We start from the raw sequence: 22764 nt of genomic DNA on the forward strand, positions 1-22764 counted from the left end.
TAAAATGAAAGAAAAAATAATATTAGCTGAAATTCAGTTTAACGACACAGCACAGGATTTTTTTAACTTTCCTATTACTAATCCCATAAGAATATCATTTTGGGGTGAAAAACAACATTTATCTACATTTTCGGAAATTAGAATAACTGATAAGCCGATAGAAATTAATAAAAAGTTCGTATTGGAAATAAATATTATGGATAGAGATTTTTTAACTGAGACATTAAAGATCGGGAATCCTTTTAATCTGGGTGTCTTTCCTATTATCATTGCACAGGGGAAAATACTGGATTTGAAATGAAAAATAGTAATTAAAAAAGGCTTTCTCAGTATTGAGAAAGCCTTTTTATTGATCGTCTATAAAAGATATCTTTGATGTAATATACTTGCTTACTTTTTCACATCATCAATTTCATCCTGAATAGATTTAATCCGATCTCTCAGCTCCTGGCTTATTTTTCCGGGAATTTTTTTAACTTTTCGTAAATCCAGTGCTAACATAATAGAAGCGATTCCCATAAAAATAAAGGAAACTCCGGTTAAGGTAACCAAAGAAATTCCTGTAAATATAGGATTGAATATAAGCAGTAAAGAAAATATAATTCCTCCTGCGCTGGCAAGAGCTACATTTCCCCAGCTCATTATTTTCATACTTTTCAGGTCAAAAGCAAAGCCCAGGAGCTGAAAAGAACGGAACAGTAAGGTAAATCCTACAACAAACGGAAGTACGGCCATTGAAATTTGCGGATTTGCGATAAGGTAAATTCCTATAGCTGTTGTTAATAATCCGCTTACAAGAAACCAACCCCACCCTTGTAAGGATTTATTGTTTTGAAGAGAAAAGAATATTTCTGTAATTCCGGAAAATAAGAATGAAACACTAAAGAAAATAGAAAGTGTGACATAGGTTGCAAGTGGTACACTGAATACATAAAAACCGCAGATAAGGAAAAGGATTCCAAAAATCAAAGGAATATACCAATGTTTTACAGTGTTTGTAAGGGTTTGAAATAAATTGGCCATAGGTGTCTTTTTTTAGTCTTGCCTACTTTGCATAACGGTGTTCGGCATCTCCGTAACTGTATTTTCAAACAGGTTATAATTTTCACCTGAATTTGAAATACAACCTGAACTAAGGTACGAAAAATAGCACACATAGTGAATAAAACCACAGATGAATTCATTTTTTTCAGAAAAGAAATGAACTTGATATTTATAATAAAATCTTATCTTTTTCATCAATGATTTTACACAGAGATATATACTGTTTAAAAAAAACAAAAAGACCTCTTACTAAGGTCTTTTCTATGTATATAATATGCTTATTTTTTCAGATCATCACTTTCTGTGTAAATTCTGATTCTATCTCTGTATTCCAGGCCTGTTCCTCCGGAAATATTTTTTATTATTTTTAAAATCCAAAGCCAGCATTATAGAGGCTGTCCCTATTAAGATAAAAGAAATTCCTGTCAATATTACCAAAGAAATTCCCATAAATATGGGACTAAATATCAATAGTAAAGAGAATACCACGCCTCCGATACCTGTTGGAACTACATTACCCCAGCCTGCTACTTTCATGTTTTTCAGATCAAATGCAAAACCGAGCAGCTGAAAAGAACGGAACAATAAAGTAATCCCCACCACAAAAGGCAGAACAGACATTGAAATCTGAGGATTAGCAATGAGATAAGTGCCGATTGCGGTAGTCACTAAACCGCTTATAAGAAACCACTCCCATCCCTGCAGGGAGGTCCTGTTCTCTAAAGAAAAGAACATTTCTGTAATCCCGGAGAATAAAAACGAAGCACTAAAAAAAATAGAAAGTGTAACATAGGCTGCTAGTGGTACACTGAAAACATAAAATCCACAGATTAAAAAAGTAATTCCGAATATCAACGGAATATACCAATGATTAACAGAGCTGTTAATCGTTTGAAATGAGTTCGACATACAATGCTTTTTTAGATTTTACCTACTTTATGAAGCGGTGTTCGGCATTTCCGCAGGAGTTTTTAAAACCTTTTATTTTTTTCATCCTTAATTGAAGTTTTTCCCGTTACAAACTTACAAAAACGGCAAATTCAATAATAGAATCCAAGCTTAACAAATTGTATATCAGAATATTTTATAACACAATCAATACTAATCATATTCATTTATTAAATGATTTTTAGTATTTTTTTCATTCATTTTTTACAAATACAAAAACATATTATTCAAATATTAATTTTCAACAATATTATTTACGCAAAAAAAACATTCTATGGAATAGCACATGTATTCTATAGGATTTTTTACAGCATAGTCTCTTATTTTAGTTCAGCAGATTGCCCGCAGGCTGCTGCTGGGTAACACAATGCACCATGCCTCCATTTTCATATAAATTTCTTACATCTATTCCTATAACTTTTCTCTCAGGATACTGACCCTGAATCATCTGATTGGCTACCTCATCATTAGGATCCCCATAATTAGGAACCAATACCACTGTATTAGCTACATAATAGTTTACATAAGAGCCTTTTTCGTCCAGCTGCTTTCCATAAGCTGTCTTTACTTTATTTTGAGTCGCAGGCAGATAGACTTTTTTATATTCCTTACCATCTGTATTGGAGGCTGCATAAAGCGTTTTGATGTCTTTATCAGAAAGCCCAAGCTCAAGAAGATCATTTTCATTCATGGTGATCATGGTATTATGGTTAACAAACTTCATAAAACCATCAATATGCATATCTGTAACATCCAATCCGGTAACACCATCCAGCCAAATTACTTTTGACACCCCATAATATGTTTCAAACATTTCTTCCGCTTCCTCCTGTGTGATTCCTTTATTTCGTGTTGCTTCTTTTTTCTGGCTGATCACCGAACTTTTACAAGCCATTAAAACTCCATTTCCATCAGTCTCTACAGAACCTCCTTCATTCACCATTTCTTCATTCAGGTCAATCACTTTTATTCCAAGATCTTTTCCGATTCGTTGTGGAATTTTATCACAATTTTCAAAGTCAAATTTTTCGCCCCAGCCATTAAATCCCCAGTCTTCAATAAGAACATTGCCTTTATTATCTTTTACGAAAATAGGTCCATTATCTCTGATCCATACATCATCTGTAGGATACATTTTGAAATCCATATTTTTCATAGGAACTTTATTTTCCTCCAGAATATGGATAATTCTATTTTTTTCCTCGGCATTATAAGCAATAATGTGAACCTTCTCACCAGACTGAAGAGCTTTTGTCATATCCACCCAGGTTTGCTCTACCCTCTTCCGGTAAGTCATTCCATGTTGATAGTGATGGGGCCACTGCAGCCACGTTCCTTCATGCCGTGAAGATTCTTCGGGAAAATGATAATCTGTCTGTGCCATACTTAATATAAAACTCAACACAAAAGTGAGTGTGAATAGTTTTTTCATATCATTATATTTTGTTCCAATAAATACACCCAAATTTCAAAGCGCAGCATAGTTTCATGAAAAATCTAAAAAAACCGATAAGAATAATGAGAGATTGATTTGATTTCCCAAGCCGGAATTTGAAGTTATGGACTATTACCAAGGTACAGAAAAAACAAAAAAGATGAAAATAAATTTATTTTCATCTTTTAAAACATCAGACTGTTTTATATTTTATTTCGGCTTATACAGTTTATACATGACGAACAGAAAGCCCAGCCAAACCGGAATTAAAATCACCTGAATTTCCATTCCTGTAATACTCATCAATCCTAAAATTAAAACCAAAAAGGCAATACAGATATAATTGGATACAGGATAGAATATAGAAGGAAACTTGGATTGAATCCCTGATTTATTGATAGCTTTTTTAAACTTCAAATGGGTATAGCATATCATCAGCCAGTTGATAATCAATGTAGATACTACCAAAGCCATTAGGTATTCAAAAGCTTTTTCAGGCACCAATTTATTAATGATAATACAGATCCCTGCAAAGCATGAAGAAATAAGGATGGCATTTGTAGGAACAGAGTTTTTATTCAGCTTTTTCAAAAACTTCGGGGCATTACCCTGTTGAGCCAGTCCAAAAAGCATTCGGCTGTTACTGTAAACACTACTGTTGTAAACTGATAAAGCAGCTGTTAATACAATTAAATTAAGAACATTGGCTATCAATGTATTGAACTGAATAACCTTACCAAAAAGACTGAATTCGAGGCCGTTTAAGTTTTGGAAAACCATAACAAACGGGCTTGATCCTTCTGTAATTTCTCTCCATGGGCTCAATGCAAACAGGATCACTAAAGCTCCTACATAGAAAATAAGGATTCTATAAATCACCTGATTAGTAGCCTGAGGAATTGTTTTTTCAGGATTTTTAGCTTCTGCTGCTGTAATACCGATCAGTTCCAATCCTCCAAATGAGAACATAATCATAGCCATAGCGGCGAACAAACCTGAATATCCGGTTTCTGTTTTATTAAACAGACCTTTTGGGAAAAAGCCACCGTCATTCCATAGGTTTGTAATTGTTGCCTTTTCACCTCCTGTTCCACTGATTAAGAGGTATACTCCGAAAACAATCATAGCAATAATGGCTACCACTTTAATGATAGAGAACCAAAATTCAGTTTCTCCATATACTTTTACAGAGGCAAGGTTAAGTGCTGTGATCACTACAAAAAAGAATAAACTGGAAACCCATAGCGGTATTTCCGGCCACCAAAAATGGATGTAATGCCCAATTGCCGTTAGCTCGGCCATACTTACAAGGATATAGAGAATCCAGTAATTCCATCCAGATGCAAAACCTGGAAAATTTCCCCAATATCTATAGGCAAAGTGGCTAAAACTTCCCGATACCGGCTCCTGAACTACCATTTCACCAAGCTGGCGCATAATAAAAAAGGCAATGATTCCGGCTAAGGCATACCCTAAAATAACGGAGGGTCCTGCCAATACGGCCGCAGGTCCAATTCCTAGAAATAATCCGGTTCCTATGGCACCTCCAAGGGCAATTAATTGTATGTGTCGATTTGTTAATCCTCTAACTAAAGTCTCGTTTTGTCCTGTTTTATTTTCGTTGCTCATAGAATGAATTATTCAGGCGCTAAATATATAAAAACTTTTCACAGAAATTCTCGTTCCATAGGGCAAATTGACAATTCTGGCTAACGAAAAACAAAAAAGCTATTTTATTTTTACAGATATTCTTTCGGAATCGAAATATTGTTCTTCTTCATATATTCCAAAAGATTCTGATATTTATCTTCATATCCATCATCAGTTCCACATTTGTGTGAAATGCTGCATATATCGGAAGGCTTAATATCTAAAATATCTGAAATTTTAGTCAGGATATTCAGGTTGATCTTCACTTTAGAATTTTCAATATCGGAGTATGCCTTCTGGGAAATCCCCATTTCAAAGGCCATATATTCCTGAGTAAGATCTCTGCTCCGACGAATTTTCCTGATATTTTGGCCACATACTTTCATCATTTTTGTTTTAGTAGTTTTTGGTATAGTTTAGAAGATTACCTATTAGACTCTAACAAAGTTAATAAATACCTTTGGCAAAACATAATACACATTACATGATATTTATTTTCATCATAGAAAAAGACAGAAAATAAGTCTTTTTCAGAGAAAATATCACTTCGGTAAACACTATTGGAATTTATGGAGACGCAAAAATTTAATTATGACAATAATATTGTCAGGGCATTCCTCTATGCTACTATCGTATTCGGGCTCATCGGATTTCTGCTGGGACTTACTGCAGCATTAATGCTTTTCTATCCGGAATTACCGGAATTTTTATTCGGTACAGATGACACCACTATTAAAAGTTTAGCATCCGGAAATATTCAGGGGCTGATCAACACTCAGGGCGCTTTGGGCTTTGGAAGGATCAGAATGCTTCACACAAGTGCCGTAATTTTTGCTTTCGTATGTAATTCCTTTTTCTGTGGTGCTTATTACAGTATGCAAAGGCTTCTGAAAACGAGAATGTACAGTGATACATTATCATGGTTACATTTCTGGTCATGGCAGTTTATGATCATTACGGTAGTGATTACTTTCTTAATGGGAATCAATACTTCTAAAGAATATGCTGAACATGAATGGCCTATTGATATATTAATTACTTTCTCATGGGTGATCTTCGGGATCAATATGTTTGGAACGATCGCTAAAAGAAGAGTAAGACACTTGTATGTAGCAATCTGGTTCTATGTGGCAACATGGATTGCTGTGGCAATGCTTCACATCTTCAATAATCTTGAAGTTCCTTTATCTTTCACAAGCTGGAAATCTTATTCTGTATATGCAGGTGTAAAAGATGCATTAGTACAATGGTGGTATGGACACAATGCGGTAGCATTCGTATTGACCACTCCTGTATTAGGTCTGATGTATTACTTTATGCCAAAAGCAGCACAACGTCCGGTATTCTCATACAAACTATCTATTATTCACTTCTGGTCGTTGATCTTTGTATACCTTTGGGCCGGGCCTCACCACCTGCAATATACAGCATTACCGGCATGGGCACAGGCAGTAGGAACAGGATTCTCTATTATGCTTATTGCACCATCCTGGGGAGGGATGTTAAATGGTCTTCTTACCTTAAGAGGAGCTTGGGATAAAGTAAGAGAAAATCCTATCCTTAAATTCTTCGTGGTTGCAATTACCTGTTATGGTATGGCCACCTTTGAAGGACCTTTATTAGCAACAAAATCTTTAAATAAAATCGGTCACTACACCGACTGGGTTATCGGTCACGTACACTTAGGAGCTCTTGGATGGAATGGTTTCATGGCATTCGGGGTGATCTATTACCTGGTTCCTATTATGTGGAGAACGTCACTTTGGTCTAAAAAATTAGCCAACTGGCATTTCTGGTTAGGGACATTAGGAATTATTTTCTATGCAGTACCAATGTATATTTCTGGATTCACACAAGGATTAATGTGGAAACAGTTCAACCCGGACGGAACATTATTGTGGAAAAACTGGTTGGATACTGTAACAGCAATCATTCCTTACTTTAAAATGAGATTTTTAGGAGGTATCCTTTATCTGTCCGGAGCTATTTTAATGGTGATCAATGTGATCAGAACGGTAAGAGCCGGTTCATTCCAAAAAGAAGTTCCTGCTGAAGCCCCAGCCCTGGCCAACATCGGTACGGGAAGAAAAGAAGGAGAAGGTGTCCATTTATGGCTGGAAAGAACTCCTACCCTGCTTTCTATCCTGGCATTCATTACTATTGCTATTGGAGGACTTGTGGAAATTGTTCCTACGTTATCTCTTAAGCAAAGTGTTCCTACTATTACGGCGGTAAAACCATATACACCATTAGAACTGGAAGGAAGGGATTTATATGTTCGTGAGGGATGTAACTCGTGTCACTCTCAAATGATCAGACCTTTCCGTGATGAGGTATTAAGATTCGAAGGTAAAAACGGGCAGTATTCCAAAGCTGGAGAATTTATCTACGACAGACCATTTTTATGGGGATCTAAGAGAACAGGACCAGATCTTCACAGAGAAGGAGGAAGAAACCCGGATTCATGGCACTTTAAACATATGTACAACCCAAGAATTACCTCTGCCGGTTCCATTATGCCCCGTTTCCCTTGGTTAATCACCAATAAACTGGATCGTTCTCAAATGGTTGACAAAATAAAATTAATGAAAAATTCTTTTGATGTACCATATACAAAAGCTCAGATTGATTCTGCCAACCAATGGGCAGACAACCAGTCAAAAGATATTGTAAAAAGAATTTATGCAGAAGCTACCGATGTAAAAGATCAGATGGCAAAAGAAAAAATAGCAAAAGGATCTGCTTATGTGCCGCTTGAGCAAAGAGAAATTGTAGCTATGATCGCCTACCTTCAAAGATTAGGTACGGATATCAAAACAACACAGATTCAAACAGCAAGTGCAGACTAATCATTAAAATTGTATTGCAATGAAAACGAGAACCCCACTTTCAATATATATCGCAACAACGATAGGTTTAACGATCATGGCCTTTGAAATGTTCGCCAGTGATTCCGGATATTTTTCTTCTCCATTCTTCTGGGCACTGATCCTGATTGCCATCATCCTTCTTATGATCATGAATTCCATAGGAGACATGATTGAGAATGAAAGCTTCAGCAGACTGTCTGAGGAAGAGAAAAAACAATACCTGGCGGAAAAGAGTGTTCCCTATTATGAAAAGTTATGGAACTCTGCTTTCAAAAAACAATCTGTCACTGAAGAAAAAGATATTCTTATTGACCATGGTTTTGATGGAATTACAGAGCTTGATAATTCACTTCCGAAATGGTGGATCGGTTTGTTTTGGTTCGGATGTATCTTCTGTGTTGTCTATTTAACAGCTTTTAGCTTTACAGATTATGCTCACCCGGAAGCAGAATATACGAAAGAAACAAAAACAATGCTGGCTTCCATTGCAGAATTTGAAAAAACAGCACCTCAAATTAATCTGGAAACAGCAAAATATAGCGCAGATAATATTGCAGAAGGACAGGAACTTTTCAAAACCAATTGTGTGACCTGTCACGGAGATGGTGGAAAAGGAGGTATTGGCCCCAATCTTACCGATACCCACTGGATCAACATCAAAGAGAAAAGCTTATTTAAAAATGTTTTCTGGATGCTTGAAAACGGTTCTCCTAATAATCCTACCATGAGACCTTTCATTAAGGACGGAACCATTACAGGAAAAGATGCTGAAAAAATTGCAGCCTATGTTTATCATATTAACCAGGAAACCTCTCCTATTACAGTTTCGCAGGGTGGTGCTGCAGCACAGGGAGAAGAGGTGAAATGGGAAAACGGAAACAATTAAAAAAATTGATTACCTCAATATACAAACCATGCCAAGCCCCCTTTAGAACTACATTACATTTGAATTTTCATTTTTGCTAACTAACCTTTTCAACATCAAAAAAAATGATATAAAGGGGGCTTTTTAAAGAATAAAATCCACACCTTGGCTCGTCTTACTCAACTATTCACTTGACAACTACAGACTAAAAATTCCATAATTAGACAGCCAAGGCAGGATTTTTGCATTTGCAAGGGTACCACAACAAAGTGAAAATAATTTAGTATTATTATCTTTGTCAGAAACCACATCGCATTTGAAACTAAAAATCAACACCACAAAACTCTTAAGGCGTATTGCAATAACTTTTATTTCGATATTGGTTTTTGTTACCCTGTTGATCCTAAGCTTAAGACTTCCAGCCGTTCAGAACTTTATTAAAGACAAACTTATTGTCTACCTTGAGACAAAAATCAAGACCAAAGTAAGCCTTGAAAAAGTCTATATTGGATTTCCCAACAGTCTTGTGATGGAAAATCTGTATCTCAAAGGACAGGATGTTGATACTCTTTTGGCTGTAAAAAAGCTGGATGTAGGTTTACATATGCTCAAGCTCATCAATTCTACTGCAGATATTACCTCTGTAGATATGCAGGGAGCCCGCGCTCATGTTGTCAGAAAACCCGATGGTAAATTCAATTTTGATTATATTATTGATGCTTTTGCTACCACCGATAAAGAGGAAAGCTCTTCCAAGCCTTTCATTATTTCCCTTGATAAAATTAATTTAAAAGATGTAGGGGTCACTTTTAACGATCAGCAGTCGAGAAATGACATTAGCCTTTATTTTAAATCTTTTGATACGAGAGTTAAAAAGTTTGATCTCACTAAAAACACCTATGCTGTCAATGATATTAACCTTGATGGTTTAAAATTAAAACTGAAGCAGGGCCTTGTAGAGGAGGTTTCTAAAAAAGTTGAGAAAAAGGTAGATTCACTCAACGAAAAAAAGCCTATGAATATTGGGCTGAGAGGAATTAAACTGACCAATTTCGACGTTGATTACGGGGACGAAAATACCAAAACCTTTGCTAAGGTTATATTTAAAGAACTTAGTACGAAAGTCAATAAAATTGATCTTGAGAATAACGATTACAGCGTTGCCAATGTATTTTTATCCGGAGCGGATATTAATGCCAACCTTTATCTTCCGGCTCAGAATGCCAATCCAAAAAAGGAAAAGGAGGCTGAAGTGTCCAAAGTTTCAGATCAGGATAAAGCCATGAAATTGTTGTTAGGAAAACTTGTTCTTAGTGACGTAAAAGCGATCTACAACAATACAGCAATTGCTGCTACCAAGCAGGGAATGGATTTCAACCACCTGAATTTTTCAAAAATGAATGTTGAGGTGAGAAGCTTCAAAATGGAAAATAATACGTTTGCAGGAACAGTAAATTCTGCAGAAGTTCAGGAAACCAGAGGTTTGAATATTCAGAAATTCAATACAGATTTCGTGTATGGAGAGAAAGAAGCTTACCTTAAGAGTCTTTACCTTCAAACTCCAAAAACTCTTTTGCGGGATGAGGTAATCCTGAATTATAATTCCATTGACCAGCTCACTTCAAATCTGGGTACTGTTAAAATTTCAGCTAACATTAAAGATTCAAAAATCGGGTTTTCTGATATTTTAAACCTGGTTCCCACTTTAAAAAACACCGTTCCTTTCAACAAGTATCCGAATGCTGTTTTAAATGTGAACGCCAATGTAAAAGGGAGTGTCAATGATCTTTTTATCCAGAATCTTAAGGTGTCAGGATTGGATCAATTGAGAGTCGTGGCATCAGGAAAGATCAAAAATGCAATGAATCCCGACCAGTTGTATTATGATGTAAGAATCGGAGAATTTTCTTCCAGTGCCAAAACAATCTTCAATCTTGTGCCTAAAAATACAATTCCTTCCAATATTTCCCTTCCTTCGCATTTCAGCGTTAAAGGAAATGCAAAAGGAACGACAAAAGTAGTGAGCACAGATCTAAATCTTTATTCTACGCTTGGAAATGCAGCAATCGTTGCAAATGTTGATATGCGTAGAAAAAATCATGAATTGTACGATATAAAAGCCAATCTTCAGGGAGTACAGGTGGGAAAAATCATTCAGAATAAAGACATTGGCCCCATCACAGCCCAGATTTCGGCAAAAGGAGAAAGTTTTGATTTTAAAAATGCCAATGCAGATGTAAAAGGACATGTTGCTTCAGCTGTCTATAAAGGTTACCGATACCAGAATATGAATCTAACCGGGAAAATTAGCAAAGGTGTTTATCATATTGTTTTAGATTCAAAAGATCCGAATGCGAATTTACAACTGACCGCTTCGGGTGTTTATAATGAAAAAAATCCTACGGTAAAAGTCAATGGAGAAATAATTAAACTGGATGTTAACAAACTGGGCTTCTATGATAAACAGATGATCATTGCAGGAAAAATTGATGGTGACTTTAGCAGTTTAGATCCTAATAATCTGAATGGCTATGTAAACCTTAAAGATTTTGCTTTTTCCGATACCAAAGAAGTGTATCCTGTACAGGAAGTCAATTTAAAAGCCTCTTCTACCAATGACTCCACACAGATTGTATTCAATTCTCAAATTGCAGATGTAGAGTTAAAGGGAAAATATAAGCTCACTCAGATCTTCGGAGCTTTAACGCAGACGATCAATCAATATTACCAGTTTCAGAAACCGGATAAAACACAGAAAATTGATCCGGGACAGCATTTCAGCTTTCTGGCAAAAATTAAGAATGATGATCTTATCAGAAAATTTGTTCCTGATCTGAAAAGTTTCGAGACTATTAATCTGACAGGAAATTATGATGCAGATTCTCAAAAAATTGAGATTGACGGGCAGATTCCCCAGTTGCTATATGGTGAAAATTCCATTGAAAATGCAGCTCTTAAAGTGACCAATGAAAATCAGGCATTACAGTACAACCTTAATGTAGCCGCTCTGAAAAGTTCAAGCTTAACTTTAAAGAAAATCAATATTGGTGGAGATGTTGCCGATAACACCATCAATTACAACGTGAGTACGAAAGATGATAAAGATGCCACCCGGTTCCTTATTGCAGGAAATGCAAAATCACTGAACGACATTACAGAAATATCATTGAATCCCAATGGGCTAAAACTTAATTATACCGACTGGAATGTTGCCGAAAATAATAAAATTCAGATCAGCAATAAAGGGATTTTAGCAGACAATTTCATCCTTTCCAATGGAGGAAGCGAAATTTCTCTTCAATCTGAGAATGACAACCCTAACAGTCCTTTGAATGTTTCGTTGAAAGATTTCAAAATAGAAACCATTACAGAACTTATTAAAAAAGATACGGTTCTGGCAAGAGGGACAATTAATGGTACAGCTCAGCTGAGGGATGTGATGAAAAAGATGACCTTCACTTCAGATTTAAATATTTCAGACCTGATTGTCTACGGAAGCCCCGTTGGAAATCTTGCTGTCAAGGTGAACAATTCTTCATCGAATCTTTTAAATGCTGATATCGCTCTTTCCGGAAATAATAATGATGTAAAAATCCTTGGAGATTACAATACCTCTTCAAGCACCTTTGATCTGAATATGGCTATCAACCAGCTTCAGATGAAAAGTATCCAGGGCTTTTCCATGAATGCAATCACCAATACGGAGGGATATCTTTCCGGGAATTTAAAAATCACAGGCAGTTCGGAAAAACCCAATATTTTAGGAAAAGTAAAGTTTAATGATGCAGGTCTTGAAATTGCAAAAACAGGAAGTGATTTCAGAAAACTCAATGATGATATAGACTTCACAAACCGTGGTATTGAATTTAATAAGTTTAAGATCAATGATAAAGACGGAAATGCTCTTGTTGTAGATGGAGAAGTACTTACCCAGACCTATAGGGATTTTGCATTTAATCTTAATGTGAATGCTAAAGATTTCAAAGTGGTCAACTCTGAGAAATCCAATGATGCCATGATGTATGGTGTTCTTGCTATTGATGCAGGGCTTCGTATCCGTGGAAACCTTGATTTACCAAAAGTAGACGGAAGATTAAGCGTTGCTGACAATACTGATTTTACCTTTGTACTTCCTCAATCTACCCCATCTTTACAGGAAAGAGACGGGATTGTAGAGTTTATTGATCAGGATCAGGTGGTTCTCAATAAAACGGTGAAGGCAGACTCTCTTAATGCGCAGAGCCGCATCAAAGGAATGGATGTAAGTGTGAATATTGAAGTAAGCAAAGAAGCAAAAATTTCACTTATTATAGACAAAGCCAACGGGGATTTTGTACAGCTTCAGGGCGAAGCAGAGCTTACCGGAGGAATAGATCCATCAGGAAAAACCACATTGGTAGGGGTTTATGAAGTAGAAAAAGGAAGCTATGATCTTTCTGTAAGCTTCCTGAAACGTAAGTTTGACATCCAGAAAGGAAGTACCATCACCTGGACAGGCGAGCCTACAACGGCTGTAATGGATATTACCGCAGTTTATAAAACTGAAGCTGCTCCTATCGACCTTGTAGAACAACAGGTAGGTACTGACGGAGGAGCATCCCTGATCAATCAGTTTAAACAGAGAATACCATTCAACGCTTTATTGAAAATGAAAGGTGAGCTCTTGAAACCTCAGCTTAGTTTTGATGTTACCACGGAAGAAAAAAACAATTCTGTATCCACTAATGTAAAAGATATTGTTGATCAGAAACTGGCCCAGCTCAGAACTCAGGAATCTGAATTGAATAAGCAGGTATTTGCTTTACTTCTCCTCAACCGATTTATTGGAGAAAACCCTTTTGAAAGCGGCGCTGGAATGTCTGCAGAAACCATGGCAAGACAGAGTGTGAGTAAAATTCTCTCCCAACAGCTGAATAACCTTGCCGCCGGACTGATTAAAGGGGTTGATCTTAATTTTGGACTTGATTCTTCAGAGGACTATTCAACAGGGCAGAAAAACACCAGAACAGACCTTAATGTAGATATCAGTAAAAAACTGTTGAATGACAGACTGAAAGTAACGGTAGGAAGTAATTTCGGACTGGAAGGCCAGGCCCGTCAAAATGAAAATATGACCAATATTGCAGGAAATGTTTCTGTAGATTACAGTCTGTCTAAAGACGGCAGATATATGCTTCGTGCTTACCGTAAAGATGAATATCAGGTGGCTCTTCAGGGGCAGATCATAGAAACCGGAGTAGGATTTATCATTACATTGGATTATGACAAATTCCGGGAGATTTTTCAAAAATCTAAAGAGAAAAAGCCAAAAAAAAATCAAAATAACCAAGTGGTAGAATTTAAATAATGGGTAAAACATTTCATACATATTGCAAATATCTGTTTGTTTCCGGGCTTTCATCGGTAGCTCTCTCCTGCAGTAATACCAAGTATTTGAGAGAGGGTCAGATGCTCTATACGGGTGCAGAGGTAAAAATCGTAAACGACACTATTTCAAAAAAAGAAAAAAAAGATCTCCAGTCAGCACTGGAAGCCAACCTTACCCCAAAACCCAATTCTACATTCCTGGGGCTTCGTCCAAAATTATATTTCTATAATATAGCCAAAGAGCCCAAAAAAGACAAAGGTTTTAATTACTGGCTTAAATATAAAGTGGGTGAAAAACCAGTACTATTAGGCGATGTAGACCGTGAGTTTAATAAAGATATTATTGAAAACTATTCTGAAAACAAAGGATATTTCAATGCACGGGCAACCTATGATACGGTTTCAAAGAACAAAAAAGCACATGTCATTTATACGGTAAAGCCTGGTGCCAGATATATGATTGAGGGCGTAAAATTTCAGAAAGATTCTACCCTTGTTAATCAGGAAATTCAAAATTTAACCCCTAAAACTCTTCTTAAAAACGGAAGGCCGTTTGACCTGGATGTCATCAAAACTGAAAGAGAAAGAATTGATAATGGTTTAAAAGAAAGAGGTTTTTATTACTTCCATCCTGATAATATCATTGTACAGGCAGACAGTACTGTAAATAAAAATCATAAGGTAGAACTCAACGTAAAACTTAAAGATAACACTCCGGATCTAGCCACCCAACAGTTTAGTATTGACAAGGTGATTGTGTTCCCTAATTATAACATCCAGGATGTAAAAGATGGGAAATACAGTATCCCGATGGATAAAGACTCCCTTTCTAAATATGCTTTCGATGATATGTATGTTATCGATCCGCAACATAAATTTAAACCTAAAATCTTTGACCGTGCTTTATACTTTAAAAAAGGAGATCTGTATAACCGTTCCAACCATAACCTTACGCTAAACCGGTTAATAAGTCTGGGTGTTTTCAAATTTGTAAAAAATGAATTCATTGTAGCGGATTCATTAAGTCATCAATTTGATGCCTATTATTTACTGACACCAAGACAAATTCAATCTCTTCGTCTTGAAGCATTAGGAAGAACGAACTCAGCAAACTACGCCGGTAGTGAGCTAAACCTAAACTGGACACACAGAAATTTTTTCCGTGGAGCTGAACAATTTAAAGCTGCTATTTATGGAGCTTTTGATTTTCAGATGGGAGGACCTAAAGATGCCAACAATATTTTCCGCGGAGGAACCAATGTGCAGCTTTCCATTCCAAGAATTGTAGCACCTTTCCGTTTCCACTCTTCCAGCGAATTTGTTCCGAGAACCAATATTACATTGGGATACGAATTTCAGAACAGGACAAAATATTATACACTGAACAACTTCACCGGATCATTTGGGTATATCTGGAAAGAAAATGCCCGAAAAGAACATGAGTTGAAGGTGATCGATATCACGTTGGTTTCTCCGCAAAAGGTTACTGCTGCATATGACTCAATATCTAAAATAAATCCGGCAATGGGAAGAATTGTTCAGAAGCAACTTATTTTCGGACCTACCTATTCTTATACCTATACGAATACAATGCTTCCCAGAACCAATACATTCTACTATAAAGGAACGCTTGATCTGGCAGGAAACATTACGGGACTGGTTACTGGAGCCAATGCAAAAAAAGATAAACAAAAAGAAATTTTCGGAATTCCTTTCAGTCAATATGTTAAGATTGAAAATGACCTGAGGTTCTATCATAAATTTACCGAGAAATCCTCACTGGCAACAAGGGTGATTGCCGGAATTGCTTATCCATATGGAAATTCAGAATTTATTCCTTTTTCCAAGCAGTTTTTCTCAGGAGGGAGTAACAGTATCAGAGCATTCCGTGCAAGAACATTAGGGCCGGGAAGTTTTGATCCCAGAACTTTAAAAGAAGGTGCCTATTTTGATCAGTCAGGAGATATAAAACTGGAATTTAATGCCGAATACCGTGCTAATCTGTATAAATTTCTGAATGCTGCCGTTTTTGTAGATGCCGGAAACATATGGCTTATCAATAATGATAAGGATAGACCCGGTGCCAAATTCTCAAAAGATTTTTTAAATGAAATTGCTGTGGGAGCCGGAGTTGGTCTGAGACTTGATTTTTCTATCCTGATCTTAAGATTGGATTTAGCCATGCCATTGCGGGTACCTTATTATGAAAAAGGAGACAGATGGGCTTTCGATAAAATTAATTTCGGAGATCCAAGCTGGAGAAAAGATAATCTTATTTTAAATATTGCCATCGGATATCCATTTTAATATGATAAATAATATAAAATTTTTCTGGGAGGTTTTAAAGGAAACATTTACAGAATGGAACAGTTCTTCTGCGTCAAAAGACTCGGCAAGTCTGGCCTATTATGCCATCTTTTCTATCCCGGGATTATTAATTATTATTATCTGGGTATTGGGAAACTTTTTCGGTGAAGAAGCTATACGTGGACAGATAAGTACTCAAATCAGCGGTATTATGGGACCTGACGTGGCCAAAAGTATTGAAGGGATGCTGGCTGGAGCCCTTATTGATAAAAAAAACATTTTTATGAAAGCAGTAGGAGTAGGCTCTCTTGTTTTTGGTTCTACAACCCTTTTCTTTCAGCTTCAGCATTCCCTAAATGCACTTTGGGATGTAGAAGCTGCTCCTAAAAAGGCGCTACTCAAATTTTTACTGGACCGGGCCAATTCTCTGGGAATGATCCTTATCCTGGGATTTTTACTGATGATCACGATGATCTTATCTTCTCTGATCAGTCTTTTTAATAAAATCATTACGCAATATTTCGGTTTTGAAACTTATATGCTTGTAGAACTGGTGAACTTTGCTGTAGGTTTCGGACTTGTCATGCTTTTGTTTGCCCTAATGTTTAAGGTTCTCCCTGATGTACTGATCTCCTGGAAATCTGTATGGAGAGGTGCTTTTTTAACAACAGCTCTATTTACATTAGGAAAATTTCTACTGAGCCTTTATTTCAGCCAGGTAAAACCAACCTCCACTTTTGGAGCTGCGGGAACCGTGATTCTGATTATGATGTGGATTAATTATTCCTGTATGCTGATATTTTTCGGGGCCAAATTCACCAAAGTCTACACATACAAAAAAGGATACAAGGTGGTTCTTTCCAAGCATGCAAGATGGAGTGCAGCGAAACTATACGCAGATAGCCTTAAGCAGATGCATGGTGAGAGTGATAAATTGTAGGATAGATATAATTCGGGGTAAGGGATACGAGGCACGGGGTTCGTGATGTGAAATTTTGAGGGGTAATTCTGTATAAAGATTTCTGATCTCAACTTATATATTTACAAAAATAATAAGCCTCCTGAAATTCAGGAGGCTTATTATTTTCTACATTCTGTTTACGGTTCCGATTCCCAGAAGCGCTAAAGACTTTTTAATGGTCTTGGCTGCAAGGTCTGAAACATTCAGACGGAATTGTTTTATATTTTCATCATCCTGAATCAGGATGGGATTATTCTGGTAGAAAGAGTTGTATGCTTTCACAAGATCATATACATAATTGGCTACTAAAGCCGGGCTTAATGTTTCTGCTGATTTGGCTACTACAGTTTTAAAGTTGGTCAACTGCATAATCAGTTCTTTCTCAGATTGATTGAAAACTACATCAGCTGTGTCTTTCTGGATATAGTCCGCCTTAGATAACAATGACTGAATACGTGCATAAGTATACTGGATAAATGGCCCTGTATTTCCATTGAAATCGATACTTTCGGCAGGATTGAAAAGCATTTTTTTCTTAGGGTCTACTTTTAGCATAAAATATTTCAATGCTCCAAGTCCTACTGTTTCATAAGAAGCTTCTTTATCTTCTTCTGAAAGAGTTTCCAGTTTCCCAAGCTCCTGAGCCTTAGATTTTGCAGTTTCATACATTTCCTGCATCAGGTCATCAGCATCTACTACAGTTCCTTCACGAGACTTCATTTTACCTTCAGGAAGTTCTACCATTCCGTAAGAAAGGTGATACAGCTGGTCTGCCCATTCATATCCCAGTTTCTTTAAAATCTTAAATAAAACCTGGAAGTGGTAATCCTGCTCATTTCCTACAGTATAGATCAGCTTCTTGATATCGCTTTGTTTAAAACGTTCAACGGCAGTTCCTAAATCCTGTGTCATATAAACAGATGTACCATCAGAACGTAATAATAACTTCTGATCAAGCCCCTCATCCGTAAGGTCACACCAAACCGAACCATCTTCTTTTTGATATAAAACTCCATTATCCAAACCTTGCTGAATAAGATCCTTTCCTAACAGGTAAGTATTGCTTTCATATTGAACCTGGTCAAAATCAACACCTAATCTTTTATAGGTTTCATTGAATCCTTTGTATACCCAGGAATTCATTTCTGCCCAAAGATTTCTCACCGTTTCATCTCCATTTTCCCAGTCTAAAAGCATTTGTTGAGCTTCCTTGATCATTGGAGCCTCTTTCTTTGCCTGCTCTTCTCCTACTCCCTGACTTACAAGATCTGCAATTTCTTTTTTGTAGTTTTTATCAAATTCCACATAGTAGTTTCCTACAAATTTATCTCCTTTAGTATGAGTCGTTTCCGGTGTTTCACCATTTCCGAATTTCTCCCAAGCCAACATCGACTTACAGATATGAATTCCTCTATCGTTGATAATTTGCGTTTTGATCACATCATAACCTGCTTCTTTTAAGATCTGAGCTACAGAAAATCCTAATAAATTATTTCTGATATGTCCCAAGTGTAAAGGCTTATTGGTATTCGGGGAAGAATATTCTACCATTACCGTAGCATTTTTCTTTTCTATGGTTGAAAAACCATTGCTTACGGATCTGAAGTTATCCACAAACAACTGATTTATAACTTTAACATTCAAAAAACCTTTTACTACATTAAAGCTTTCAAATAAATCTGATTGTTCCGTTAAAGCCTCTCCCAATTCAACTCCAATGCTTTCCGGATTTTTCTTTAATTGTTTTACCAACGGAAAAGTAACAATGGTAAAGTCACCCTCAAATTCCGTTTTATTTTCCTGAACTTCCAGCTTAATGTCTTTTAATTGATATACATTTAAAATAACCTCTGAAAGTTTCCCTTCTATAATATCTTTAATATTCATGTGTATATATTACTTTTTTAAAGGCCACGTGGAATAGCCTTACTTCATCTCAAAAATTTGAAGTACAAATTTAGTGAAATAAAAAAGACAACCCTATATACCAAGATCATAGAGTTTCAATTATTTAATTTATTTTTCACATTATTACATTGAAAAGCAACAAATTATCGATAATTTTCATATATTTATTTTACTAATTAAAACAAAATATATCATGAAAAATTCAAGAAAAATCTCTAAAACAGAACTTAAAAAGATCAATGGAGGAAATGCTCCCTGCTGCGAACCATGGGGAACCTGTCCTGATGGCTACAGACAATGTCAAGCCTGGGGCGCCTGCTTACCATTCTCAATAAAGTGCAAAGGTGAATAAAAATAAAAAAAGAGGTCTTTTGAGACCTCTTTTTTCATATAAGAACAAAAGACGAGAATGATATATAACAATGGTAAAATCACCTTTAGGTTTTGTCTAAATAGACTCTTGCAATTAATGAAACTACTAAAAAGACGATGTTTATTCATAATTGACATATCGTTCTAAGCCTATTTATTATTATTTTTTGAAGAAAGACTCAGATTATAAAATCCAAGTCTAACTTTTTAACTTACACACTTTCTGAGATAGTGTCTTTTTTGAATTACACACATTATAAGAGTATGTTATTTCATTTCTATAGCTATATTTTAAAAGACGCTTTGATTATAAAATTGAGACATTTTTTTAATTATAAACTATTAACATTTTCCTCCTACCGTATACAACACACATCCCGACCCATGTTGTGTCTCACACTGTGAAGATGTATCTTTTATTGTGCTTCCACAATCACAAGTTGATAGATTAGGAATAGGATCATTACCATCACAGCTTATTGTACCACATTTATAGGTATTTACAGGTTGAGTATCAGGTGCAATACCTCCCAAAATAGAACCCAAATCTCTCACTATCAGCTTTTTAAATGAGAGTTCTTTTTTAATTTTTTGTTTTTTCATAAATGATATGTTTTTTATTATTATTAAAATTAATAATTAATTTTCATATATATATATTCTTTTTGTAAAAGTTAGGATTATGTTTATATTCAGTGTAAAATTTTAACAAATATTCATAAGATACCATTTCTGACAATCGTAAGTCATAAATAAAAAGTCTGTTTATTGAAACATGTATTATATCAACAACCAAATCTTCAATACTATTTTCGTTATTCTTTTGTTTTATATAATTCATTATATTTTTTTGAACAATAAAAAACTTTTGATTTATTTTAAAGTACTTATCTTCTTTTTTTTTCTGGTTTAAAAAAAAATCATTTATAGTATCTCTGTCAGATTTATATTTCTTTAATAATACCTTTGAATATTTTGATGTTTTAATGTTAAATTCTGTTTTAAAGTTATCTACTACCCTTTTCATTATTCTCAATCTTATCTCCATTTGAATATCAAACAAATTGAAATAATAATGAATGGTCTGTACACCAAATAACCATCTAATATCTTTTTCAGATGCTGTACAAAATTTTAACAGCTCAAGTACTCTTAGACTATCAAAGCAAAATAATTTTTCTACAAGTTCTATAGTTTCTATACCATATCTTTCTATTTCTCTCTGATAAGTATCAATTTGAAAATTAGAAATTTGATTTTCAACCGATTTTCTTGCTAAAAGCTTATTGAAAATTTTAATAATCTCGACTAAGCTTTCTACATCCTTTATTTTAAATCTCAGCCTTAAATGAAAGTCTGGATCTTCATATCTAATATAAAAAAAACGCTCTATTAATTCTTTTCTGATTAGCCTATTCACAACGATAAGGATATCTTTTATCAATATTTCATCCAATACAATAGGGTTACCATATATTTTGAGATATAACCATTCAGACCCAATGTAGAATTTTCTTTTTATATTATTTCCCATTTTTATAAAAACTTATCATCATTTCATGTGAATAATTTTCGGCATTATAATTTTTTAAAAGACTATTTGCTAATAAGAATTCTTTAAATTCAATAATCTTACTTTTTTTAATCATATTTAAAAGGACTCTAATTGAAATCTGGCTTTTAAAATCAATAAGTAACTCATTATCTTCCTCCACAAACAAAACATATCTAGGTAATTGATATTTATTTTGGAACTTATTTACTTTTTCGAATAACTCATCTATATTATTGATTTGTTTTTTAACTTCTTCAAATTCAACAGAATCAATAAACCAACTTGCCTCGCTAATAACAATATTATCATATTCAAAACGTGGAATAAACGAATATAATCTTTTCAAATTTCCAAAAGAAAAACCTACAAAAGTTCTTTTATTATAGTTTTGAAATTCACTTAAAAATTTATATATCCCTAATTTACTGTTAGCATAATTATGAGCATTTGTTAATATGGGTTTAATTGTTGCATTCAGCTTTTGAGACCATAGTACTAATTTCCTATCATATCCTATTTTGAGATAAATATCATCTAATAAAATGGGAGTTGAATTCTTTGTTGCTTGGGAGGGACTCAAAATTGGAATAAAATAATCAAATAGTAACGGATGTTCCAGAACATTTGAAACATGATTATCAGGATTAAAGACTACTTCAGCTATTATGCAATTTGCATTATTATCTATGTTTTCTTTTTCCAAGAGCTCTTTTTCTTTTTCTACAATTTCGTTTACTATAGAAGCTATTTCTTCATCTGAATCATAAAATCTGGATATGAGATTTAATGCAGAACTTCCCCCAAATCCATTTACCGCAATTTTAAGGTCTTTTCCTTCATAGAAAAATTTCACAAATCCATATATTGTATTGGGAAGATCATCCCATCTTAATAGTTGTTCAGGAAAATCCTTATCCGTTAAATGAATTGTTTTCTTATTACTTTTACCTGCATTGAAAATTTTATCCTGAATAATCTGTAAAAACTTATCTAATACAATATTAATTGAATTATAATCCTTTGATGTAAATGGTTTTATATCATCAATAAAATTATTTTTGATTGAATATTTTTCTTCCGTAGGAAATCCAATTCCTATATCTCCATCCAAAGCCTCTAATAAAGCAATTTCTTGATATTCATATTTTGAAAAGAATTTTTCAACAAATACATCTATATTAGATTTCATTTTAGGGGATATTTTATTAAAAAAAGAAATCACTTTTTTTAATTTTACAGTTGTTTTTTGATCTAATGAAATGGAATTATTATGTAATGTTAATGAACATTTGAATGGATTATTTTTAACGTTGTTATCCTCTAATATTATATTTGACTTTTCTTCAATATTTTTTAATTGGTCATTCTTTAAATTATCATAATATGTCAATCTTTTTTTAAGCTCTGTGTTAACCCTATTATTTTTTAATATTTGATGTAAGTTTTCAAAATAATTATAATATGTTTTTATTTCTATGTCAC

At 34.8% G+C, this 22764-nt stretch carries 16 protein-coding genes; 7 read left to right on the top strand and 9 right to left on the bottom strand.

The window, feature by feature from the left end; all coding sequences use genetic code 11:
• Positions 1 to 4 precede the first annotated feature (4 nt).
• Positions 5 to 301 carry a hypothetical protein gene (locus DRF57_RS21575; RefSeq protein ID WP_047493341.1) on the top strand — a complete coding sequence of 99 codons (297 nt, stop codon included), beginning with the start codon at positions 5 to 7 and terminating at the stop codon, positions 299 to 301.
• Positions 302 to 390: 89 nt separating this feature from the next.
• Here the strand turns inward: DRF57_RS21575 and DRF57_RS21580 are convergent, their stop codons facing one another.
• The 5 genes from DRF57_RS21580 to DRF57_RS21600 form a co-directional block, all read right to left on the bottom strand.
• On the bottom strand, positions 391 to 1023 hold the full coding sequence (locus DRF57_RS21580) for an HdeD family acid-resistance protein (protein WP_047493339.1): 633 nt from the start codon (positions 1021 to 1023) through the stop codon (positions 391 to 393).
• Between the two features lie 339 nt (positions 1024 to 1362).
• Positions 1363 to 1953 (bottom strand): HdeD family acid-resistance protein, encoded by a 591-nt coding sequence (locus DRF57_RS21585; RefSeq protein ID WP_115920789.1) that lies wholly within the window; start codon positions 1951 to 1953, stop codon positions 1363 to 1365.
• Between the two features lie 364 nt (positions 1954 to 2317).
• Entirely contained in the window at positions 2318 to 3424 is a 1107-nt protein-coding gene (locus DRF57_RS21590) for an agmatine deiminase family protein (RefSeq protein WP_115920799.1), read from the bottom strand.
• 213 nt (positions 3425 to 3637) lie between these two features.
• A complete protein-coding gene (locus DRF57_RS21595; protein ID WP_047493333.1) occupies positions 3638 to 5056 on the bottom strand; it encodes an amino acid permease in 1419 nt (472 codons plus the stop codon).
• A gap of 110 nt (positions 5057 to 5166) precedes the next feature.
• On the bottom strand, positions 5167 to 5466 hold the full coding sequence (locus DRF57_RS21600; protein ID WP_228450387.1) for a helix-turn-helix domain-containing protein: 300 nt from the start codon (positions 5464 to 5466) through the stop codon (positions 5167 to 5169).
• Positions 5467 to 5646: 180 nt separating this feature from the next.
• Between DRF57_RS21600 and ccoN the strand changes: the two genes are divergently transcribed.
• From ccoN to DRF57_RS21625, 5 genes are all read left to right on the top strand, one after another.
• A complete protein-coding gene (gene ccoN, locus DRF57_RS21605) occupies positions 5647 to 7926 on the top strand; it encodes a cytochrome-c oxidase, cbb3-type subunit I (protein ID WP_047493355.1) in 2280 nt (759 codons plus the stop codon).
• 19 nt (positions 7927 to 7945) lie between these two features.
• Positions 7946 to 8833 (top strand): cbb3-type cytochrome c oxidase N-terminal domain-containing protein, encoded by an 888-nt coding sequence (locus tag DRF57_RS21610; RefSeq protein WP_047493330.1) that lies wholly within the window; start codon positions 7946 to 7948, stop codon positions 8831 to 8833.
• Positions 8834 to 9128: 295 nt separating this feature from the next.
• A complete protein-coding gene (locus DRF57_RS21615) occupies positions 9129 to 14159 on the top strand; it encodes a translocation/assembly module TamB domain-containing protein (protein ID WP_115920791.1) in 5031 nt (1676 codons plus the stop codon).
• Positions 14159 to 16486, top strand: a complete 2328-nt coding sequence (gene tamL / locus DRF57_RS21620) for a translocation and assembly module lipoprotein TamL (RefSeq protein WP_115920793.1) — start codon at positions 14159 to 14161, stop codon at positions 16484 to 16486. Before DRF57_RS21615 ends, tamL begins: the two co-directional genes overlap by 1 nt.
• 1 nt (position 16487) lies before the next feature.
• On the top strand, positions 16488 to 17426 hold the full coding sequence (locus DRF57_RS21625; RefSeq protein ID WP_047493319.1) for a YihY/virulence factor BrkB family protein: 939 nt from the start codon (positions 16488 to 16490) through the stop codon (positions 17424 to 17426).
• Between the two features lie 147 nt (positions 17427 to 17573).
• On the opposite strand, the gene argS is transcribed toward DRF57_RS21625, so the two are convergent.
• On the bottom strand, positions 17574 to 19334 hold the full coding sequence (gene argS / locus DRF57_RS21630) for an arginine--tRNA ligase (protein WP_115920795.1): 1761 nt from the start codon (positions 19332 to 19334) through the stop codon (positions 17574 to 17576).
• A gap of 214 nt (positions 19335 to 19548) precedes the next feature.
• Between argS and DRF57_RS23755 the strand changes: the two genes are divergently transcribed.
• The gene (locus DRF57_RS23755; RefSeq protein ID WP_156126093.1) at positions 19549 to 19707 is read left to right on the top strand and encodes a bacteriocin-like protein; all 159 of its coding nucleotides are present in this window, start codon (positions 19549 to 19551) and stop codon (positions 19705 to 19707) included.
• A gap of 362 nt (positions 19708 to 20069) precedes the next feature.
• Here the strand turns inward: DRF57_RS23755 and DRF57_RS21635 are convergent, their stop codons facing one another.
• The 3 genes from DRF57_RS21635 to DRF57_RS21645 all read right to left on the bottom strand — a co-directional run.
• Positions 20070 to 20330: a hypothetical protein gene (locus DRF57_RS21635; RefSeq protein ID WP_047493310.1), complete on the bottom strand. Its 261-nt coding sequence runs from the start codon at positions 20328 to 20330 to the stop codon at positions 20070 to 20072.
• Positions 20331 to 20373: 43 nt separating this feature from the next.
• Positions 20374 to 21261, bottom strand: coding sequence for a thiopeptide-type bacteriocin biosynthesis protein (locus tag DRF57_RS21640; protein ID WP_115920797.1), 888 nt, complete (start codon positions 21259 to 21261; stop codon positions 20374 to 20376).
• On the bottom strand, positions 21251 to 22764 hold a 1514-nt coding region (locus DRF57_RS21645), incomplete at its 5' end, for a lantibiotic dehydratase (RefSeq protein WP_133297559.1). The genes DRF57_RS21640 and DRF57_RS21645, both read right to left, overlap by 11 nt.

Source organism: Chryseobacterium rhizosphaerae (assembly GCF_003385455.1).
Lineage (GTDB): Bacteria > Bacteroidota > Bacteroidia > Flavobacteriales > Weeksellaceae > Chryseobacterium > Chryseobacterium rhizosphaerae.